This window comes from Burkholderiales bacterium (genome assembly GCA_036262035.1).
Taxonomy (GTDB): Bacteria; Pseudomonadota; Gammaproteobacteria; order Burkholderiales; family SG8-41; genus JAQGMV01.
In genome coordinates this window covers 269,139-287,797 of record DATAJS010000032.1, presented here as the reverse complement: position 1 = coordinate 287,797, position 18,659 = coordinate 269,139, and the positions used below count along the sequence as shown (strand labels likewise).

Annotated in this window: 20 protein-coding genes; 15 read left to right on the top strand and 5 right to left on the bottom strand. The window is 68.7% G+C overall.

The genetic code is table 11. The features are described 5' to 3' along the window. Positions 1 to 8 precede the first annotated feature (8 nt). From VHP37_33330 to VHP37_33315, 4 genes are all read right to left on the bottom strand, one after another. Positions 9 to 323: a hypothetical protein gene (locus tag VHP37_33330; GenBank protein HEX2831257.1), complete on the bottom strand. Its 315-nt coding sequence runs from the start codon at positions 321 to 323 to the stop codon at positions 9 to 11. Between the two features lie 791 nt (positions 324 to 1,114). Continuing rightward, entirely contained in the window at positions 1,115 to 1,240 is a 126-nt protein-coding gene (locus VHP37_33325) for a hypothetical protein (GenBank protein ID HEX2831256.1), read from the bottom strand. Positions 1,241 to 1,300: 60 nt separating this feature from the next. Beyond that, a complete protein-coding gene (locus VHP37_33320) occupies positions 1,301 to 1,882 on the bottom strand; it encodes a TIGR00730 family Rossman fold protein (protein ID HEX2831255.1) in 582 nt (193 codons plus the stop codon). Positions 1,883 to 1,887: 5 nt separating this feature from the next. Next, a complete protein-coding gene (locus VHP37_33315) occupies positions 1,888 to 2,766 on the bottom strand; it encodes a LysR family transcriptional regulator (GenBank protein HEX2831254.1) in 879 nt (292 codons plus the stop codon). Positions 2,767 to 2,903: 137 nt separating this feature from the next. Between VHP37_33315 and VHP37_33310 the strand changes: the two genes are divergently transcribed. Genes VHP37_33310 through VHP37_33275 form a run of 8 tightly spaced genes read left to right on the top strand, consistent with a single transcriptional unit; the run spans position 2,904 to position 9,820 of the window. Further along, the gene (locus VHP37_33310) at positions 2,904 to 3,878 is read left to right on the top strand and encodes a tripartite tricarboxylate transporter substrate binding protein (protein HEX2831253.1); all 975 of its coding nucleotides are present in this window, start codon (positions 2,904 to 2,906) and stop codon (positions 3,876 to 3,878) included. Continuing rightward, positions 3,862 to 4,833, top strand: coding sequence for a tripartite tricarboxylate transporter substrate binding protein (locus tag VHP37_33305; protein ID HEX2831252.1), 972 nt, complete (start codon positions 3,862 to 3,864; stop codon positions 4,831 to 4,833). Before VHP37_33310 ends, VHP37_33305 begins: the two co-directional genes overlap by 17 nt. 25 nt (positions 4,834 to 4,858) lie before the next feature. Next, positions 4,859 to 5,986, top strand: a complete 1,128-nt coding sequence (locus VHP37_33300; protein HEX2831251.1) for a Xaa-Pro peptidase family protein — start codon at positions 4,859 to 4,861, stop codon at positions 5,984 to 5,986. A gap of 10 nt (positions 5,987 to 5,996) precedes the next feature. After that, a complete protein-coding gene (locus VHP37_33295; protein HEX2831250.1) occupies positions 5,997 to 6,704 on the top strand; it encodes a DUF1028 domain-containing protein in 708 nt (235 codons plus the stop codon). Then, positions 6,701 to 7,363, top strand: a complete 663-nt coding sequence (locus VHP37_33290) for a DUF1028 domain-containing protein (protein ID HEX2831249.1) — start codon at positions 6,701 to 6,703, stop codon at positions 7,361 to 7,363. The genes VHP37_33295 and VHP37_33290 overlap by 4 nt, the downstream gene beginning before the upstream one ends. Continuing rightward, positions 7,360 to 8,352 carry a tripartite tricarboxylate transporter substrate binding protein gene (locus VHP37_33285; GenBank protein HEX2831248.1) on the top strand — a complete coding sequence of 331 codons (993 nt, stop codon included), beginning with the start codon at positions 7,360 to 7,362 and terminating at the stop codon, positions 8,350 to 8,352. Before VHP37_33290 ends, VHP37_33285 begins: the two co-directional genes overlap by 4 nt. Then, positions 8,349 to 9,320 carry a tripartite tricarboxylate transporter substrate binding protein gene (locus VHP37_33280; protein HEX2831247.1) on the top strand — a complete coding sequence of 324 codons (972 nt, stop codon included), beginning with the start codon at positions 8,349 to 8,351 and terminating at the stop codon, positions 9,318 to 9,320. The genes VHP37_33285 and VHP37_33280 overlap by 4 nt, the downstream gene beginning before the upstream one ends. Before the next feature lie 47 nt (positions 9,321 to 9,367). Beyond that, entirely contained in the window at positions 9,368 to 9,820 is a 453-nt protein-coding gene (locus tag VHP37_33275) for a VOC family protein (protein ID HEX2831246.1), read from the top strand. Between the two features lie 62 nt (positions 9,821 to 9,882). On the opposite strand, the gene VHP37_33270 is transcribed toward VHP37_33275, so the two are convergent. Next, entirely contained in the window at positions 9,883 to 10,854 is a 972-nt protein-coding gene (locus VHP37_33270; protein HEX2831245.1) for a tripartite tricarboxylate transporter substrate binding protein, read from the bottom strand. 181 nt (positions 10,855 to 11,035) lie between these two features. Here VHP37_33270 and VHP37_33265 point away from each other — a divergent pair, with 181 nt between their 5' ends. The 7 genes from VHP37_33265 to VHP37_33235 are packed head-to-tail and all read left to right on the top strand — an operon-like array spanning position 11,036 to position 18,657. Further along, complete coding sequence (locus VHP37_33265) at positions 11,036 to 11,584, top strand: cytochrome c3 family protein (GenBank protein HEX2831244.1); 549 nt, start codon at positions 11,036 to 11,038, stop codon at positions 11,582 to 11,584. Further along, positions 11,572 to 14,325, top strand: a complete 2,754-nt coding sequence (locus VHP37_33260; GenBank protein HEX2831243.1) for a 4Fe-4S dicluster domain-containing protein — start codon at positions 11,572 to 11,574, stop codon at positions 14,323 to 14,325. The genes VHP37_33265 and VHP37_33260 overlap by 13 nt, the downstream gene beginning before the upstream one ends. Beyond that, the gene (nrfD, locus tag VHP37_33255; GenBank protein HEX2831242.1) at positions 14,322 to 15,704 is read left to right on the top strand and encodes an NrfD/PsrC family molybdoenzyme membrane anchor subunit; all 1,383 of its coding nucleotides are present in this window, start codon (positions 14,322 to 14,324) and stop codon (positions 15,702 to 15,704) included. The genes VHP37_33260 and nrfD overlap by 4 nt, the downstream gene beginning before the upstream one ends. Beyond that, positions 15,694 to 16,230, top strand: a complete 537-nt coding sequence (locus VHP37_33250) for a DUF3341 domain-containing protein (GenBank protein ID HEX2831241.1) — start codon at positions 15,694 to 15,696, stop codon at positions 16,228 to 16,230. The genes nrfD and VHP37_33250 overlap by 11 nt, the downstream gene beginning before the upstream one ends. Beyond that, positions 16,212 to 16,790 (top strand): cytochrome c, encoded by a 579-nt coding sequence (locus tag VHP37_33245; protein ID HEX2831240.1) that lies wholly within the window; start codon positions 16,212 to 16,214, stop codon positions 16,788 to 16,790. Before VHP37_33250 ends, VHP37_33245 begins: the two co-directional genes overlap by 19 nt. Continuing rightward, positions 16,787 to 17,656 carry a hypothetical protein gene (locus VHP37_33240; GenBank protein ID HEX2831239.1) on the top strand — a complete coding sequence of 290 codons (870 nt, stop codon included), beginning with the start codon at positions 16,787 to 16,789 and terminating at the stop codon, positions 17,654 to 17,656. The genes VHP37_33245 and VHP37_33240 overlap by 4 nt, the downstream gene beginning before the upstream one ends. After that, positions 17,653 to 18,657 (top strand): SCO family protein, encoded by a 1,005-nt coding sequence (locus VHP37_33235; GenBank protein ID HEX2831238.1) that lies wholly within the window; start codon positions 17,653 to 17,655, stop codon positions 18,655 to 18,657. The genes VHP37_33240 and VHP37_33235 overlap by 4 nt, the downstream gene beginning before the upstream one ends. The last annotated feature ends 2 nt before the right edge of the window (positions 18,658 to 18,659 follow it).

Here is an 18,659-nt window from a genome sequence, read left to right as displayed (position 1 = left end):
CTACCGCGTTAGAGCGCGGGGAGGCCGACGCCGAGGCCGAGGTTGAGCGGCGCGGTGACCGGCACGGCCACCGTCGCGTTCACCGGCACCGACGCGTTCACCGGGACGCTCACGCTGTTGCCGTTGAGCGCGCTCACTCCGTTGCCGTTGAGCAGACTGGTGCCGTTCAGCAGGCTCGTGCCGTTGAGCGCGTCGCTGACCGTCAGCAGACCTCCGGTGACGTTGTCGAGCTGCGCATCCGACATGGGGGTCGGTCCCGCGAAAGCGGTGGCGGCGAACGTGAGCGACAGGGCGGTGCATGCACCGATGGCAATACGCTTCATAGGGAAACTCCTGAAGTAAGTCTGGAGGGTTGGTCGAACGATGATCTCGACCGCTGCATTTGCGCGGTGACGTGCTTATCGAAGCAACGCGTGGGCAGATCGTCTGCGTTGCGCGGCGCGGCCGTCGAATCACCGAGCGCCCTCTTCGCAACACCTGTGCCACTTTGCGCGTGCGCGCGTGCTGCGAAGCGTGCAGCCGAAGCCGCCTGTATAGGATGAGGTGCGGCGATTATGCATATGGAATACGGGGACGTGGCGAGCGCCGCCGGCGCGCGCGAACGCAAACGTCGTCGTCGAGCGTCAGCGGGGGGTGCGCAGAAAGCGGTGCGCCGCGTTAAGTCGCTCGTCCCGCTGCGTTATCGCTTCGTGTACGCCTCGTCCCCGCAGGACGACAGCGCGACGTGGGGAAATGCCGACTCATTTCGCGACGCGGGAACTCCGCGCATGCGCATCGTGTCGATAGTCGAAGCCCGGTCTGCGCTGAGCGCGAGCAGGCCGAATATCACCATCCCCGCGGCGTACGCCGCGACGACGGCTATGCCCGGGATTGCGACGGCCTGTGCACGCCGCAGGTACAGAGCGATCCGTAGCGACGGATGTTCGATTCGCAACCGAGCTCGTCGGCCGCACGCGTGCGCTCGAAGTCCAGCCAGAAAGGCTCGGGCTCGCCGATCGAATCGGCGCTCGTCAGGGTCTGAACGTGTTCCATACGCGATAGACCCATGCGGCGAGCCGGTTCTTACCGGCGCGGCGCGCTCAACGTGCCGTTCGTCACGTTTCGCGCGGGGAAATCACGCCATGTTTGCAATGGCCAGGGCGACGATGAGCCCGAGGGCGAGGACGCCGACCCAGGCGACGACGGACATGACGTGCCACAGACGACGGCGCGTCGTCCCGGTGAATCTGATCTTGCGCAATGCGGCTCCTTCGAGGCCCCCTTATGAGACCCCGCGGAGCGGCGATAACTTACGCGCGCATCAACTCTGGGCCGGCGTGACCCACTTCGGCGTGGCCGGCGGCGCGTAGGCCGCGAAGCGCGCGAGCAATTCCTCCGGCGACGTCGCCACCGTGAGCATCGCGCGGTGCGCGGCGCCCACGAACCCGTTCGTCACGAGATGATCCAGGAAACCGACGAGCGGCGCGTAAAAACTGCCGGTGTCGAGGAGCCCGCACGGTTTGGCGTGCATCCCCAGTTGCGCCCACGTCCAGACCTCGAACAGCTCTTCGAGCGTGCCCAGACCGCCGGGCAGCGCCACGAAGCCGTCGGAGAGCTCGGCCATCAGCGCTTTGCGCGCATGCATCGATTCGACCACGTGCAGCTCGGTCAAACCGGCATGGCCGAGCTCGCGATCCATCAGCGACTGCGGAATCACGCCGATCACCTCGCCGCCTTCCGCGAGCGCCGCATCGGCGAGCACGCCCATGAGCCCCACATGGCCGCCGCCGTAGACGGCGGTCACGCCGTGCCGAGCGAGGGTACGGCCGAGGTCCGCGGCGAGCGCGCGATACGCCGGATCGTTTCCGACGCTCGAGCCGCAGAATACGCAGATTCGATTCATGTCCGTCACCGGGCCCCTCTCGCATGCGCCAGCCACGCCTGCGCGGCATGAGACAGATACCCGCCGCGCCGCCACGCAAGCGCGATGCGCCACTTCGATCGCGCGTCGTCGAGCAACGCGCGGCGCACCGACGGATGCGAATGTTTCTCCGCGATGACGCGCGGCAGGAACGCGATGCCGACGCCGGCGGCCACCAGCTCGAGAATGAAGTCGACCTGGCTGCTGCGCGCGGCGATCTTCGGCGTGATGTTGCGGGTGCGGCACGCTTCGAGGATGACTTCGTTGAGCGTGAAGCCTTCTTCGAACAGGACGAACGGCAGCTCGGTGAGCTTCTCGAGCCGCAGCGCCTTGCGCCCGGCGAGCGCATGGTCGGCGGGCAGCAGCACCACCAACGGCTCGGTGCGCACGTCCTGCGCGTCGAAGTCGCGCGGGATCGGGTGCGCGAGCAGGGCGAGATCGAGCTCGCCCGTGCGCAGCCGCTCGGCGAGGTCCTTGTCCTGGACGACGATCTCCACGTCCACGCCGGGGTAGCGCTTGCGGAACGACACGAAGAGCGGCGCGAACAGCGCGCTGCTGCCCGCGCGCGGGAATCCGACGCGCAGCTTGCCGCGCTCCAGCCCGCGCAGCTCGTCGAGCTCGGCCCGCAGGTCTTCGCCCTGCGCGAGCAGGCCGAGCGCGCGGCGGTAGACGATCTCGCCGGCGGCGGTGGGCTCGCAGCGATGGCGCGTGCGATCGAGCAGCGGCACGCCGCAGTCGTCCTCGAGCTGGCGGACGATCTTGCTCACCGTCGGCTGCGTCGAGAACACCGCCTTGGCGGCTCGCGAGAAGCCGCCTTGTCGAACCACTTCGACGAAGACCTTGAGCTTGCGCAGGTCCAGTTCCATTCCGATGTCGAATCCGCGATATTCGTTTAATTCATTTTCATTATAGGGGCCGGTGCGGCATTCTTGGCGGGCGAGCGTCCATATAACTATTAACCGAGGAATCTTCGTGGCCACCATCGCCCGATAGCGCGCCGCCCATGTCTACACCGAATATTCGATCGCTCGCGGTACTCGTGGGCGCGCTCGCCGCAGGCTGTGCGGGCGCCCAGACCTATCCGTCGAAGGTGGTGCGCTCCATCGTGCCGTCCGCACCGTCGGGCAGCATCGACGTCGTCGGACGGCTCGTCGCGCAGAAGCTCGGCGAGCAGATGGGGCAATCGTTCATCGTCGAGAACCGTGCGGGTGCGGCGGGGACCATCGGCGTGACCTCGGTCGCCAAATCGCCGCCGGACGGGTACACCCTGCTCGTCGCCTCGCAGTCCGGCGTGTCGGCGGCGCCGAGTCTCATCCGCAATCTTCCCTACGATCCGCAGCGCGATCTCACGCCGATCGTGCTGATGGTGATCCAGCCCAGCGTGCTCGTCGTGCATCCGTCGCTGCCGGTGCGCACGACCCGGGACTTCATCGCGCTGGCGAAGGCGAAGCCGGACATGCTGACGTACGGCTCTTCGGGCATCGGCGCGACGCAGCACCTGTCCGCCGCGCTCTTCGCGATGATGACCGGCACGAGCCTGCGCCACATTCCGTACAAGGGCGGGGCGCTGGCGATGACCGATCTGCTCGGCGGCCAGATCTATTTCATGTTCAGCCCGGTGCCGACGGCGACGCCGTTCCTCAGCGCGAACAAGATGCGCGCGCTCGCGGTCACTTCGACCCGGCGCATCGAATCGATACCCGACGTGCCGACGCTCGACGAGTCGGGCGTGAAGGGCTACGATTTTTCGAGCTGGATAGGCCTGCTCGGTCCGGCGAACCTGCCGAAGCCCATCGTGGCGAAGCTGCACGACGAGGCGACGAAGGCGGTCAACGATCCGGGCTTGAAGAAGAAGCTGCTGGACCTCGGCGTGCTGATCCCGGCGCCGATGACGCCGGATCAGTTCGGCGCGTTCATCAAGCAGGACACCGCGATGACCGCGAGGATCGTCAAGGCGGCGAATGTCCAGCCGGAGTAGCGCGTCCGCTGCGCTGGGCGCGCTCGTTCTCACGCTCGCGAGCGTCGCGGCGTCTGCGCAAGCCTATCCATCGCGCGCGGTGCGCGCGATCGTTCCCTTCGCGCCGGGCGGCGGCACCGATTTCATCGCGCGGGTCGTGATGCAGAAACTGAGCGAGGCGTGGGGGCAACCGGTGGTCGTGGAGAACCGTCCGGGCGGCACCACCCTCGTCGCATCCGACCTCGTGGCGAAGTCGGCACCCGACGGGTACACGCTGCTCGTCACGCCGGTCCCGTTCTCGATCGTCCCCAACCTCGCCAGGCTGCCGTTCAATCCGATGAGCGACTTCGAGCACATCGCGCTGTTCAATCTCGCGCCGCTCGTTTTCATCGTGCATCCGGGCGTCCCGGCGAAGAATCCGAAGGAGCTCGTCGCGCTCGCCAGGGCGAGGCCGGGCGCGCTCAACTTCGGCTCCTCGGGGACCGGCAGCTCCAACCATCTCGCCGGCGAGCTGTTCAACGCGATGGCCGGCGTGAAGATCGTCCACGTTCCGTATAAAGGCAGCGCGCCGTCGCTCGCCGACCTGGCGGGCGGTCACGTCGACATCGTGGTGAGCACGCTGACGTCGGCGGTGCCGCTGATCACGTCGGGCAAGGTGCGTCCGATCGCGGTGACGAGCCTCGAGCGCTCGCCGGAATGGCCGCAGATTCCCACCATGGGCGAGTCCGGGCTCAAGGGTTTCCAGGCCGAAGGCTGGAACGGCGTGAGCGCACCGGCGCGCACGCCCGCCAGCGTCGTCGAGAAGATCAACGCCGACGTCGCGAAGGCGTTGTTGTCACCCGACGTCGCCGAGAAGTTCAGGCGCGAAGGCGCCGCACCGAAACGCGTCACGCCGCCGGAGTTCGCCGCCTTCATCCGCGCCGAGATCGCGAAATGGGGCAAAGTGATCAAGTTCGCCAAAGTCGACCCCTTGTAGGTCGGCGGCGGAAAAGGAGGGGTTCATGAAGCTCAAAGTGGTCAACATGCCGGTGCTGCTGAAGGAGATGCAGGCGGCGGGGCTCGACGCCGCGATCGTGGCGTCGCCCGAAAACTTCTTCTACCTGAGCGGCTGGAAGATCCAGACCCAGGTGCTGATCCGCGATCGCCTCGCGCTGGGCATCGTCACCGCCGACGGCGCGATCACCCTCGTCGTCGCCACCAACGAGGAAACCCAGACGCGGCGCTTCGCGTCGGTCGAGGACGTGCGGCCGTACGGCGAGTTCCTCGACGGACCGATGAAGATCGTCGCCGCGGTGCTCGAGGAGAAAGGGCTCGCCAAGGCGAAGCTCGGCGTCGAGCTCAAATACCTCACCCAGGCTTATTTCCAGGATCTTCAGGGCCGCGTCCCGGGCGCGTCACTCGCGTCGTGCGACGCGATCTTCGATCGTACGCGGATGGTGAAGACCGAGACCGAGATCGCAGCGCTGAAGCTCGCGGCGCAAGGCACCGACGAAGCGATCAAGCGTGCGCTCGAGTCGGCGCGTGCGGGCGATCCGGAGCACAAGCTCGCGCGCTCGATGGTCGATCACCTCTTCGAGATCGGCAACGGCGAGTTCCGCGACATCACGTGGGGCGTGGGCGCCGGGCCGAACACGCTCACCGTTCACTACTGGGGCGGCGACCGGCCGATCGGCGACGACGAGATGCTGCGCATCAACATCCGCGCGTCGATCAACGGCTATTACTCGCACCTCTATCGCCTCGCCGCGGTAGGACGCGCGAACGAGCGGCACCGCACGTGGTACCAGAAAGCGCGTGACGTCCAGTATCGCGCCATCGATCGCCTGCGGCCGGGCGCGCGCGCCTGCGTCCTCTATCACGCGGCGGTCAAGGACATCGAGTCGCTCGGCGGGTCGTACCGCGGCTCGCTGATGGGGCACAGCACCGGCATAGCGCTGCACGAGAACCCGCGCATCCAGCCCCGCGACGAAACGGTGCTGGTGCCGGGCATGGTCATCGCGTCCGAGCCGCGCGTGGTCGATCCAGGCTATTGTTTCTATCACCTCGAAGACCTGGTGCTCGTCACCGAGAAAGACCCGGTGCGACTGTCCGATCGTTCAAACCTCGACGAGCTCTTCGTCGTCCGCTAGGAGGCCGCGCATGTCATACGCCATCGTCGCGCGCTGCGCGCACACCGGACGCCTGGGGCTCGCGGTCGCGAGCGAGCTCATGTCGGTCGGTCATCTCTGCTGGCGCGGGGCGCGCTCCAACGTCGGCGCCACGATCACGCTCGCTGCCCCTCGTCCGAGCAACAACACGCTCGCGCTCGAGCTGCTCGCGCAGGGATTCGAGCCGCGGCAGGCGCTGCACCTGCTCCAGGCGAACGATGCCCGGTTCGAGCAGCGGCAGGTCGCGCTCGTCGATCGTTCGGGGCGCGTCGCGGCGTACTCGGGATCGAGCGTGCGGCAGTCGGCTCAACCGGTGACCGGCGACGGTTACGTCGCGGTCGGTCACGGACTGCCGGCGGGTTTGCTCGAGACGCTCGCAAGCGCGTTCGAGCGCAATCCCGAGGAGGATCTGGAGAACCGGCTGCTCGCCTCGCTCGAAGCGGTCCGCGAAAGCGCGCTCGCCGCGACCGCGCCGCCGCGCTCGGTCGCGCTCGTCGTGTTCGGCCGCCTGGATCATTCGGACATCGATCTCAGGGTCGATCTGCTCGACGATCCGGTCGCGGAGCTGCGCCGGATCTTCGACGAGTACCAGCCGTTCGCCGCGTACTACCTCGAGCGCGGCAAACACCCGCGGCAGGCGTTGCCGCAGATGGAGTTCGCCGACATGCTCGCCAAGAGCCGCGCGAAGGAGGCGTCATGACTTATTCGATCGTCGCACGCTGCCCGCGCACCGGCCGCCTGGGTATCGGCACCGCAACGTTCTCGATCGCGTGCGGCCGCCGCAACGAGAGCGTCCGCGCCAATGTCGGCATCAGCAAGTCGCAGGCGTTCTACGACCGCGCGATCGACCCGCTGGTGCTGAACCTCATGCAGCAGGGGTTCTCGTTGCCCTACATCCTGGAGACGCTGAAAGCCGGCGATCCCGATTACGAGTACCGGCAGATGGGCATCGTCGACCGCACCGGCACGGTCGCGGTGCACACCGGCACGCAGATCGGCCAGTGGGCGGGCCATCACGTCGGCCCGTATTACGTCACCTTCGGCAACGGGCTCGCGGGGCCGCAGGTGGTGGAAGGCATCGCCAAAGGCTTCATGTCGCAGCCCGACGCAGACCTCGAGTACCGGCTGCTGCTCGCGATCGAAGGCGGGCGCGATGCGGGAGGGCAGGCCACCAAGGGTGTGCCGCGCACCGAGCGCTCGGCGTGGATCTGCGTGGTCGACCGCCTGGAACAGCCCGAGGTCGACCTGCGCGTCGATCTGCACACCAAGGCGGTGACGCGGATGCGCGAGGTGTTCGAGGCGTGGCAGCGCGAGCGCAGCGGGGAGCGTGCGGCGCAGCCGGCGCTCGGAGCGCGATGAAGCGGCGAGACTTCATCGCATCGGCGGCCGCTGCGTGTGCGGGCGCGCTGTCGACTCGCGCCGCGTGGGCGCAGGCCGCATGGAAGCCGAGCCGGCCGGTCGCGCTCGTCGTCGGCGCGACGCCGGGCGGCAGCCTCGATCTCACCGCGCGCCTGATCCAGCACATCTGGGACCGGCAGCGCGCGATCGGCCAGCCGGTGATCGTCGTCAACAAGGCGGGCGCGGGACAGGGCCTCGCGTGGGATTACATGCGCGACAAGGGCACGCAGGGACACGCGATCGCGCTCGGCGGGCCCAATCTCATCTCCAACCGCATCACCGGCGTGCACCCGATCGGGCCGCAGGACGTGAAGACGATCGCGATGCTGCTCGACGATTACATCGGGCTGGTCGTCCGCACCGATTCACAGCTGAAGTCGATGCGGGAAGTCGTCGACCGCCTGCGCAAGGACGCCGGCGCGCTGTCGATCGGCTGCGGTCCCGCGCTCGGCGGCGGCGCGCACATCGGCACGGTCGTCGCGCTCAAGGCGGGCGGCGTGCACATCAGGGACGTGCGCTTCGTCGTCTACAAGTCCGCGGGCGAAGCGGCCACCGCGCTGCTCGGCGGCGAAGTGGACGTCGCGGTCGGCACGGTCGCCAACTACCCGCCGCTGCTGTCGGCGGGGCGCATACGCGCGATCGCCGTCACCGCGCCGCGACGCCTCGGCGGCGTGATGGCTCAGGCGCCGACGCTCAAAGAGCAGGGCATAGACGCGGTGTTCACCACGTGGCGCAACGTGCTCGGCCCCAACGAGATGACGCGGGCGCAGGTCGCGTTCTATGAAGACGCGCTCGCCAAAGTGGTGAAGAGCGAAGACTGGCAGAGAGATCTCGACCGCAATTTCTGGACGCCCAATTTCGTGACGGGTGAGAAGGCGGCGCAGTACCTGGAGCGCGAGACCGTGCTCTATCGCAGGATCTTTCAGGAAGTGGGGCTCGCCAAGTCATGAAACGAAGACTGACTTTCGGCGGTCTCGTGATCGCCGCGCTCGCGAGCGCGCCGGCCGCCGCGGCGCAGGCGACGTACCCGGTGCGTCCGATCCGCATGATCGTCGCGGTCGCGCCCGGCGGCGGCACCGACATCATCGCGCGGCTCGTCGCCGCGCGGCTAACCGACAGCCTCGGCCAGTCGGTGATCGTCGACAACCGCAGCGGCGGCAACTCGATCATCGGCACCTCGATCGCCGCCAACTCGACGCCCGACGGGTACACGCTGCTGATGGCGACCAACGCGTCGCACGCGATCAACCCGGGCCTGTTTCCCGACCTTCCGTACGATCCGATCAGGAGCTTCACGCCGGTCGTCAACGTGGCGGCGGTTCCCACCGTGCTCGTCGTCACCCAGGCGTTTCCTGCGAAGACGGTGCAGGACTTCATCGCCTACGCCAAAGCCAACGACGGCAAGCTCAATCACGGCTCGTCCGGGACCGGAGGCACCGGGCACCTCACCGCCGAGCTCTTCAAGACCGCCACCGGCATCCGCGCGCAGCACATTCCGTACAAGAGCGACGGGCCGGCGCTGATCGACCTGCTCAGCGGCCAGCTCTCGTTCATGTTCCCCAACATGCCGTCCATCGTGCCTTACGTGAAAGCGGGCCGGCTGCGGGCGCTCGCGGTCAGCTCGGCGCGCCGTTCGCCGATGCTGGCCGACGCGCCGACGCTGCTCGAGTCGGGCATCAAGGTGGAGATCAACGGCTGGTACAGCGTGCTGGGACCTGCGCGCATGCCGGCAAGCGTCACCGCGCTGGTGAACGGCCAGGTCAACCGGATGCTGGCGCAGCCCGATTTTCTGGACAAGCTCGCGGGGCTGGGCGCGTCGCCTCTCGGCGGCACGCCCGAGCAGGTGGTGTCCCTCATCCGCGCGGACATGGCGAAGTACGCCAGGGCGATCAAGGATTCGGGCGCGAAACCGGATTGAACCGATTCGGATACGATAAGGCCGCTTCCAACCACGGAGGGACGGCCATGGCACGGATCAGGCACATCGCGATTCAGACGCAGGACGAAGAATCGACCAAGAACTTCTACGTCGAGAACTTCGGGCTCGAGGTCGTGAAAAAGCTCGACAGCCCGCGCACCTCCGGTTACTTCCTCACCGACGGCCACATCAACCTCGCCATCCTGCACTTCAAGAACGACGTGGTCGCGGGCGCCGAGCGCGGCACCGGCTGGAGCGGCATCCATCACATCGGCTTCCAGGTGGACGATCTCGAAGAGGCCACCGCGCAGCTCGCGAAATCGGGCGCGGCGAAACCGCGCGACGACATCAACGTCGCGCTCGGGCTGGGCGCGGGCGGCGCACCCGCGGGACACGGCAACGTCGAAGTGCGCTACATCGGCCCTGACAACGTCAACTTCGACATCTCGCAGACCGGCTGGCTCGGCACGCCGAGCAACAAGGTGGGGGCCGAACGTTAATTGGGGTCAGGTCCACATTAACCGTTAATGTGGACCTGGCCCCAATTACAGCGTGACCCCAATTACAGCGCGAGCTGCGCGTCGTGCACGAGCTTCTTCCACTTTTCGGCGTCCTTGCGCATGAAGTCGGCGAACTGCTCGCGCGTCATGACCGTGACGTCGACGCCGTACGATTCCATGCGCTTGCGCACTTCGGGTATGCCGAGGGCCGCGTTGATGGCGTCGTGCAGCTTCTTGACGCGCGCCGCGGGCACGCCGCGCGGCGCGACGATGCTGTAGAAGCCGACCGCTTCGTAACCCGGAATCGATTCCGAGATCGCGGGCACGTCCGGCAGCGCCGGGTTGCGCTTCGCGCTGCTCATGCCCAGCGCCCTGAGCCGGCCCTGCTTCACGTGCGGTATCGCCGCCAGTAACGGCGCGAAGCTCAGCGGCGTCTCGTTCGCCACCGCCGCGGTGAGCGAAGGCCCCGACCCCTTGTAGCGCACCGGCGTCAGGCTGATCGCGCTCATCGTGTTCATCAGATGCACCGCGAGATCGTTCGAGGTGCCCACGCCCGACGTCGCGCAGTCGACCTTGCCTTTGTGCGACTTCGCATAGGTGATGAGCTCGGGCACCGACTTCGGCCCGAACGCCGGATTCGCGACGAGCACCGAAGGCGACGTGCCGATCATGCTCACCGGGATGAAGGCCTTCATGGGATCGAACGGCAGCTTCTCGCGCCGGTTCGGGCTGATCGTGATCGCGGAGTTGCCGAGGAGCAGGGTGTGGCCGTCGGGCGTCGCCCCGGTGACCGCGGTCATCGCGACGATCCCGCCGCCGCCGGGACGCGTCTCGACGATGATCGGTTGTCCCAGGGTCCGCTGCATCTGGTCGCCGACGAGCCGCGCGAGGGTGTCGCTGATCCCGCCTGCGGAGAAGCCCTGAAGAATCCGGATCGGCCGATCCGGGAAGCTGTCGGCCGCGTGCGCGCCGTGCGCCGCCATGGCGGCCGCGACGAGCACGAAGGAGTACAGGTGGAGCTTGTCCATCGCCATCGGCATCCTCCTCGTTCTTCTGCATCGATAGAGACCGACCGGTGCAGTCGATCCTTACGCGCGCATGACGGAGCCCACGGGAATGAGGGTTGCAACAAGCGCGGCCTCCGTCATCCGCACTTCGCCGTGAAAAATCCGTGAAGTGCAGGCGGCGAACATCGCCCAGCGAGCCCCTGAACCGATGCCGCAGGTCTTCAGCCCGACCGCCACGCTGCTCGTCAAGCTGTGCCTGATCGCGCTCGTGCTGATCGCAGCGGCCGCCGCGTTCGTGTTTCGCTGGGGTCTCTCCGGCGCGTTCGGCGCGCCCGCGGCGCCGCGGCAGCCGATCCCTTTCAGCCACAAGCATCACGCCGGTGACGACGGCATCGACTGTCGCTATTGCCACGCGTCGGTCGATCGCGCGGCGTTCGCGGGGCTGCCGGCGACCGAGGTGTGCCTCACGTGTCACTCGCAGCTCTACACCGACGCGCCGGTGCTCAATGCGCTGCACGAGAGCGCCGCGACCGCGACGCCGATCGCGTGGCGGCGCGTGCACGACCTGCCGGACTTCGTGTACTTCGATCACGGCATCCACGTCACCCGCGGCATCGCATGCGCGCAATGCCACGGCCATGTCGAGGAGATGCCGGTGGTGCGGCGGGTCGCGCCGCTCACCATGCAATGGTGCCTGGAGTGCCATCGCAAGCAGAACATCGCGCGCCTCACCGACTGCTCGACATGCCATCGCTAGACGACATCGAGCGGCGCCGCTTTCTGCAGATCATGGCGGCGTCCGCGGCGCTCGCGAGCGGGGCTTGCAGCGGCCCGCCGCCGGAGAACATCGAGCCGTACGTGCGCACGCCGCCGGAGCTGCGCGACAGCACGCCGCTCTACTACGCGACCGCGTTCGTGCTCGGCGGTTACGCGCACGGCGTGCTCGTCGAGACCCACTCCGGACGAGCGACCAAGGTGGAAGGCAACCCGTCGCATCCGGCGAGCCTCGGCGCGACGAGCCCGCACGTGCAGGCGTCGGTGCTCCAGCTCTGGGACCCCGACCGCTCGCGCGCGGTGCATCGCGGCCGCGCGCTCTCGACGTGGCGCGAGTACGACGCGGCGATCGAAGCGCGCCGCGGGCACTTCGAGCGCAACGGCGGCGCGTCTTTGCGCGTGCTGACCGGCACGGTCACGTCGCCGACCCTCGCCGCACAGCTCAAGGCACTGCTCGCGCGCTATCCGAACGCACGCTGGCACGCGCACGATCCGCTCGCGGACGAGAACGCGAGCGCCGGCGCGCATCTCGCGTTCGGCCGGCCGGTGGACAGCGTGCTCGCGCTCGACAAGGCGCGCGTCGTGCTGGCGCTCGATGCCGACTTCATGAGCGAAGGGCCGGCAAGCGTTCGTTATGCGCACGATTTCATGCAGGCCCGGCGCAAGACTTCGCGTGAGCGCTACTCGCGGCTCTATGCGATCGAGACCACGCCGGGTCTCGCGGGCGCGCTGGCGGACGAGCGGCTGGCGCTCGCGCTCCACGACATCGAAGCGCTGATCTGGCGCGTCGCCGGCACGCTCGGCGCAGCGCCGCGCGACGTGTTCGCTGCCGATGCGCGCCTTGCCCGTTGGGAAGCCGCGCTGGTGCGCGCCCTCGGCGGCGCACGCGGCGAATCGCTCGTGATCGCGGGCCCGAGGCTTACTCGCGAGACGCGCGCACTCGTGCACCGTCTCAATCACGTGCTCGGCAACACCGGCCGCTCGATCCATCACATCGAGCCCGTCGCGGTTGAAGCCGCGCCGCTGGGCGAGCTCGTCGCCGACATGAACGCCGGCCGCGTCGATACGCTGCTGGTGCTCGGCGCGAATCCGGTCTACGACGCGCCGGTCGATCTCGGCTTCGCGCAGGCGCTCGCGCGCGTGCCGCTGTCGGTCCATTCGGGGCTGTATCGCGACGAGACCGCGCGCGCCGCGTCGTGGCACGTGCCGCAGCCGCATACCTACGAGCAGTGGAGCGACGCTCGCGCGTTCGACGGCACCGCGAGCATCGTGCAGCCGGTGATGCGTCCCTTGTACGACACGCGCCCTGCGTTGGAGCTGCTCGCGCGCTTCATGGCTCGGCCGGCGGACGCCGCGGCGCTGGTGCGCCGCACCTGGAGCTCGGCGGCGTGGCGCGACAGCCTGCGCGAAGGCGTGGTCGCAGGCAGCGCGAGCGCGCCGCTCGCCGTGACGCCGGCCGCCGCGATCGCGCCGCCGCGGCTCGCGCGCGCGCCGCTCGTCGCAGTGTTCACGCCAGATCCCGCGACGCGCGACGGCGAGCTCGCGAACAACGCGTGGCTGCAGGAGCTGCCGCGGCCGCTCACCCAGCTCGTGTGGGACAACGCGGCGCTGATGAGCGCGGCGACCGCGCGCGCTCTCGATTGTGCGAACGGCTCGATCGTGCGCGTCGAGCAGGGAGGGCGCTTCGTCGAGGCGCCGGTGTGGATCTGCGCCGGACACGCCGACGGCGTGGTGACGCTGCCCCTCGGCTACGGACGCACCGCGGCGGGCGTGGTCGGCAACGGCGTCGGGTTCGACGCGTACCGGCTGAGGACAGCCGCGGCCCTGGCCACACCGCTCGCGGTCGCGGTGCAGAAGACCGGCCGCGCGCGCGTGCTCGCGACGACCCAGGGTCACTTCTCGATGGAAGGCCGCGAGCCGGTGCGCGCCGCGACCCTCGAGGATTACCTGAAGAATCCCGGGTTCGCGCGCGACGCGCCGAGGAAGCGCGTGCCCGAGGAATCGCTGTATCCGCCGCACGAGTATCGCGACTATCGCTGGGGCATGGCGATCGACCTCAACGCGTGCATCGGTTGCAGCGCCTGCACGATCGCGTGCCAGGCCGAGAACAACATTCCGGTCGTCGGCCGCGAGCAGGTGATGCGCGGCCGCGAGATGCACTGGATCCGCGTCGATCGCTACCAGCAGGCGGAGCGCACCCACTTCCAGCCCGTCCCGTGCATGCACTGCGAGAACGCGCCGTGCGAGGAGGTGTGTCCGGTCGGCGCGACGGTGCACGACAGCGACGGCCTCAACCTCCAGGTCTACAACCGCTGCATCGGCACGCGCTTCTGCAGCCAGAACTGCCCGTACAAGGTGCGGCGCTTCAACTTCCTCCAGTATTCCGACACGACGACGCGAGAGCTCAAGGCGCAGGGCAATCCGCAGGTCACCGTGCGCAGCCGCGGCGTCATGGAGAAGTGCACCTACTGCATCCAGCGCATCACGCGCGCGCGCATCGAGGCGGACAAGGCGGGGCGGCGGCTGCGCGACGGCGAAGTCGTGACCGCGTGCCAGGCGGTGTGTCCGACGCGCGCGATCGTGTTCGGCGACCTCAACGATCGAGAGAGCGCGGTGAGCCGCGCCAAAGCGTCGCCGCGCGATTACACGCTGCTCGCCGACCTCAACACCCGGCCGCGCACGACGTATCTCGCACGCGTGATCAACGAGGATCCCGAGGTATGAGCGCGCAACCGGTCTCGCGCGACGTCGGCGTGCTGCGCGCCGGCTGGGGTTATACGAGCGTGCAGGACAAGATCGCCGACGCGGTGCTCGCGGGCTTCTGGACGTGGCGCTGGTGGTCGGCGTTCGCGCTGACCTTCGCGGGCACGCTCGTGTTCTTCGCCGCGATCGGTTACCTCTTCGTGACCGGCGTCGGCATCTGGGGCGTCGACATCCCGGTCGCGTGGGGATACGCGATCGGCAACTTCGTGTGGTGGATCGGGATCGGGCATGCGGGCACGTTCATCTCGGCGTTCCTGCTGCTGCTGCGCCAGAAGTGGCGCACCTCGATCAACCGCTTCGCCGAAGCGATGACGCTGTTCGCCGCGGGCATCGCCGGGCTGTTCCCGATCCTGCACCTGGGGCGCCCGTGGTTCTTCTACTGGATCGTGCCGTATCCGGACGTGATGGACGTGTGGCCGCAGTGGCGCAGCCCCCTGGTGTGGGATCTTTTCGCGATCGGCACGTACCTCACCGTCTCGCTGGTGTTCTGGTACGTGGGCCTCATCCCGGACCTCGCGACGCTGCGCGACCGCGCCGCGACGCGCGGCAAGCAGATCGCCTACGGGCTGCTCGCGCTCGGCTGGCGCGGCGAGGCCCGCCACTGGGCGCGCTACGAGACCGCGTACCTGCTGCTCGCGGGGCTGGCGACGCCGCTGGTGATCTCGGTGCACAGCGTGGTGTCGCTCGATTTCGCGATCGGCATCGTGCCGGGCTATCACTCGACGATCTTTCCGCCGTACTTTGTCGCGGGCGCGCTGCTGTCGGGCTTCGCGATGGTGCTGACACTCGCGATCCCGCTGCGGCGCTACTTCCGCCTGCACGACTTCATCACCGAGGTGCACCTCGATCACGCCGCGAAGCTCATGCTGGTGACGAGCCTCATCATCACCTACAGCTATGCGGTCGAAGCCTTCATGGCGTTCTACAGCGGCGGCGAGCAGGAGATCTACGTGCTCACCGACCGCTGGACCGGCGCGTACGCGCCGGTGTTCTGGATGATGCTCGCGCTCAACTCGGCGCTGCCGATGCTGCTGTGGTGGCGCGCGGTGCGGCGCAGCGCCGCGGCGCTCTTCGCGATCGCGCTGCTGGTGAACGTCGGCATGTGGTCCGAGCGCTTCCTCATCGTGGTGCAGAGCATGCATCGCGATTTCCTGCCGTCGGCGTGGGGCATGTTCTATCCGACCGCGTGGGACTGGGTGCACCTGCTCGGCTCGATCGCGTTCTTCGCTTTCCTGTTCCTGCTCTTCATCCGATGGCTGCCCGCGATCTCGATCGCGGAAATGAAGGCATTGGTGAAGGAGAGCGCCGACAAGCCCGAAGAGGTGGCGAGTGAAGCCTGACGCCCTCTACGGCGTGCTCGCCGAGTTCCGCACCGCCGATGCGCTGCTGGAAGCGGCGCGCGCCGCGAAAGCGGCGGGCTATCGCGACGTCGAAGCGTACACGCCGTTCCCGGTCGAAGGGCTGGACCAGGCACTCGCGATCCCGCCGAACCGCGTGCCGCTCGCGGCGCTGGTGGGCGGCATCGCGGGGGGCGCGGGCACGTATTTCCTGCAATGGTATTCGGCGGTCATCGACTACCCGGTGAACATCGGCGGGCGGCCGCTGCACAGCTGGCCGTCGTACATCCCCGCGACGTTCGAGATCACCATCCTCGGCGCGGCGCTCGCGGCGGTCGCCGCGATGCTGATCATGAACGGCCTGCCGCGCCTCACGCATCCGCTGTTCGCGGTGCCCGAGTTCGACCTCGCGACGCGCAACCGCTTCTTCCTGTGCGTGCGGGCGCGCGGCCCGCGCTTCGACGCGGAGCGCGCGCGCGCCTTCATCGCTACGCTCGATCCCTTGTGCCTATGCGACGTGCCTGCCTGATCCTCGCGCTGTGCGCGCTCGGCGGCTGCGAACGCGCGATGCACGACATGTACGACCAGCCGCGCTACAAGCCCCTGGCGCCGGGCGCGTCACATCTGCCGCCTGCGGGGAGCGTGCCGCGCGCTGCGGGCGACCTCGCGGTCGCTTCGAGCGGCGCGCGCACCGAGGACACGGTCGACGAAGAGCGCGCGGCGAGCGCGCAGACGATGCCTTATCCGATCACCGCGGCGCTGCTCGCGCGGGGGCGCGAGCGCTACGCGATCTATTGCGCACCCTGTCATAGCCCGGTGGGCGACGGCGACGGGCTCGTGGCACGGCGCGGCTTTCCGCATCCGCCGTCGTACCACATCGCGCGGCTGCGTGCAGCGCCGGACCGCCATTTCTTCGACGTGATGACTCACGGCTACGGCGTCATGTACTCGTATGCCGACCGCGTCTCGGCATCCGACCGCTGGGCCATCGTCGCGTACATCCGCGCGCTCCAGCTTTCGCAGAACGCCCGCGCCGACGCGCTGCCGCCGGCGATGCGCGCGCGGCTCGACAGGGGCGTCCAGCGATGAAGCTCCTGCCGGCGTATCTCGCGCTGTGGTGGTTCTGCATGGGGCTCTCGCTCGGCGCGCTCGCGAACCTGTGGGTGCACAACCTGACCGGCGGGGCGTGGGGAGAACCGATCCGCGAGCCGCTGCTGCGCCTCGCGCGGGCGTTGCCGTGGCTCGCCTTGCTGTTCATCCCGGTGCTGATTGCGCTGCCGGCGCTCTATCCGTGGGCCGATCCCGCCGAGCACGCGCGCTGGAGCGGGGAGGTCGCGCGGCCGGGATTCAAGAGCGTGTGGCTGCAGCCCGGTTTCTTCATCGCGCGCAGCGTCGTCTACCTCGCGCTGTGGGTGGTGCTGGGATGGCTGACCACGCGGCAGGCCTATATGCGCTCGCAGCGCTTCTCGGCGGCGGCGCTGCTCGTCTACGCGGTCACCGGCACGCTCGCCGCGATCGACTGGGTCATGTCGCTGATGCCGCTCTGGTACTCGACCGCGTTCGGGCTGCTGGTGCTCGTGGGACAGGGGCTCGCGGGACTCTCCGCGGCGATCGTGCTCGCCGCGGCGCGCGGGCCGAGGCTGGTCTTTGGCGATCTCGGCAATCTGGTGCTCGTCTACGTGCTGACGTGGGCGTATCTCGCGTTCACCCAGTATCTCGTGATCTGGGCCGGCAACCTGCCGCACGAGATCGCGTGGTACGTGCCGCGCGTCCAGACCGGCTGGGCGGCGGTCGCGGTCGCTCTGATCGCCGGCCATTTCTTCGTGCCGCTGCTGGTGCTGCTCTCGCGCGACGCGAAGGAAGCGCCGCGCGTGCTGCGCGGGCTCGCGTGGTCGCTGCTCGCGCTGCACCTCGTCGACGTGTGCTGGCTGGTCTTCCCGTCGGTGGCGGCATGAAGCACCAGCACGGCGTGAACGCGCGCGCGGTCGCGCTGATCATCGCCGCCTTCGCGGCGATGGTGGCGCTGGTCGCCGCTGCCGCCTTCGGCGTCACGCGGTGGTGGAACGTGCCGCAGGCCGGCGCGAACACGGCGGTCGGTATGCGCATTGCGGGGCCGGTGCTGGAGAGCGCCCCCGGCGTGGAACGCGAGCGTTACTTCGCCGAGAAGGACGCGCTGCTGCGGCGTTACGACTGGATCGACCGGGAGCAAGGAGTCGCGCGAATCCCGATCGACGACGCGATGAAGATCATGGCGGGGGAGGCGAAGACCGCAGCGGCGGCCCCGGACATCAAAGAGCGCCTCGGCGAGCCGCTGCCGCTCGACGTCGCGGTGGTCGACGAGCAAGGCCGTGAGGCGCCGCTGTCGCGCTACTTCGGCCGTGTGCCGGTCGCGCTGGTCTTCGGCTGGTACGACTGCCGGACGCTGTGCACCACGATGATGGAGAGCGTCCTCGTGGCGGCGAGCGCATCCAGCCTGCCGTCCGATGGGTATCGCGTCGTCGGCGTGAGCATCGACCCGCGCGAAACCAGCGCCGACGCCGCGCGCAAGGCGGCGTCGTACCGCACCGCGCACGGCTCGGTGCCGCTGGCGCTGCTCACCGCGCGCGCCCCGTCGATCGAACGGCTGACGCGCGCGTCCGGCGTGAGCTATCGCTATGACCCGGATCGCGACGATTTCAGGCATCCGCTCGCGGTGATCGTCGCGGGCGCCGACGGCCGCATCGCGCGCTACGTGCCCGGCGTGGCGGTCGAGCCGCGCGACCTGCGGCTCGCGCTCGTCGACGCGGCGCAGGGACGCATCGGCACGCTCGCCGAGCGCATCTACCTGCGCTGCGCGCACTACGACCCGGTCACCGGTCGCTATAGCGTGCGGGTGATGGCGTGGGTGCGGGCGCTCGCCGTGCTGACCGCCGTCGCGCTCGGCGTCTGGATCTGGCGCCGCCGGAGCAGGCCGTAGCG

Excerpts from the sequence above, each read along its gene's own strand:
- VHP37_33315 (HEX2831254.1), bottom strand. The coding sequence starts at position 2,766 with ATGGAACTGGACCTGCGCAAGCTCAAGGTCTTCGTCGAAGTGGTTCGA.
- VHP37_33330 (HEX2831257.1), bottom strand. The coding sequence starts at position 323 with ATGAAGCGTATTGCCATCGGTGCATGCACCGCCCTGTCGCTCACGTTC.
- VHP37_33275 (HEX2831246.1), top strand. The coding sequence starts at position 9,368 with ATGGCACGGATCAGGCACATCGCGATTCAGACGCAGGACGAAGAATCG.
- VHP37_33260 (HEX2831243.1), top strand. The coding sequence starts at position 11,572 with ATGCCATCGCTAGACGACATCGAGCGGCGCCGCTTTCTGCAGATCATG.
- VHP37_33265 (HEX2831244.1), top strand. The coding sequence starts at position 11,036 with ATGCCGCAGGTCTTCAGCCCGACCGCCACGCTGCTCGTCAAGCTGTGC.
- VHP37_33280 (HEX2831247.1), top strand. The coding sequence starts at position 8,349 with ATGAAACGAAGACTGACTTTCGGCGGTCTCGTGATCGCCGCGCTCGCG.
- VHP37_33320 (HEX2831255.1), bottom strand. The coding sequence starts at position 1,882 with ATGAATCGAATCTGCGTATTCTGCGGCTCGAGCGTCGGAAACGATCCG.
- VHP37_33300 (HEX2831251.1), top strand. The coding sequence starts at position 4,859 with ATGAAGCTCAAAGTGGTCAACATGCCGGTGCTGCTGAAGGAGATGCAG.
- VHP37_33240 (HEX2831239.1), top strand. The coding sequence starts at position 16,787 with ATGAAGCTCCTGCCGGCGTATCTCGCGCTGTGGTGGTTCTGCATGGGG.
- VHP37_33245 (HEX2831240.1), top strand. The coding sequence starts at position 16,212 with ATGCGACGTGCCTGCCTGATCCTCGCGCTGTGCGCGCTCGGCGGCTGC.
- VHP37_33305 (HEX2831252.1), top strand. The coding sequence starts at position 3,862 with ATGTCCAGCCGGAGTAGCGCGTCCGCTGCGCTGGGCGCGCTCGTTCTC.
- VHP37_33290 (HEX2831249.1), top strand. The coding sequence starts at position 6,701 with ATGACTTATTCGATCGTCGCACGCTGCCCGCGCACCGGCCGCCTGGGT.
- VHP37_33235 (HEX2831238.1), top strand. The coding sequence starts at position 17,653 with ATGAAGCACCAGCACGGCGTGAACGCGCGCGCGGTCGCGCTGATCATC.
- nrfD (HEX2831242.1), top strand. The coding sequence starts at position 14,322 with ATGAGCGCGCAACCGGTCTCGCGCGACGTCGGCGTGCTGCGCGCCGGC.
- VHP37_33270 (HEX2831245.1), bottom strand. The coding sequence starts at position 10,854 with ATGGCGATGGACAAGCTCCACCTGTACTCCTTCGTGCTCGTCGCGGCC.
- VHP37_33295 (HEX2831250.1), top strand. The coding sequence starts at position 5,997 with ATGTCATACGCCATCGTCGCGCGCTGCGCGCACACCGGACGCCTGGGG.
- VHP37_33285 (HEX2831248.1), top strand. The coding sequence starts at position 7,360 with ATGAAGCGGCGAGACTTCATCGCATCGGCGGCCGCTGCGTGTGCGGGC.
- VHP37_33310 (HEX2831253.1), top strand. The coding sequence starts at position 2,904 with ATGTCTACACCGAATATTCGATCGCTCGCGGTACTCGTGGGCGCGCTC.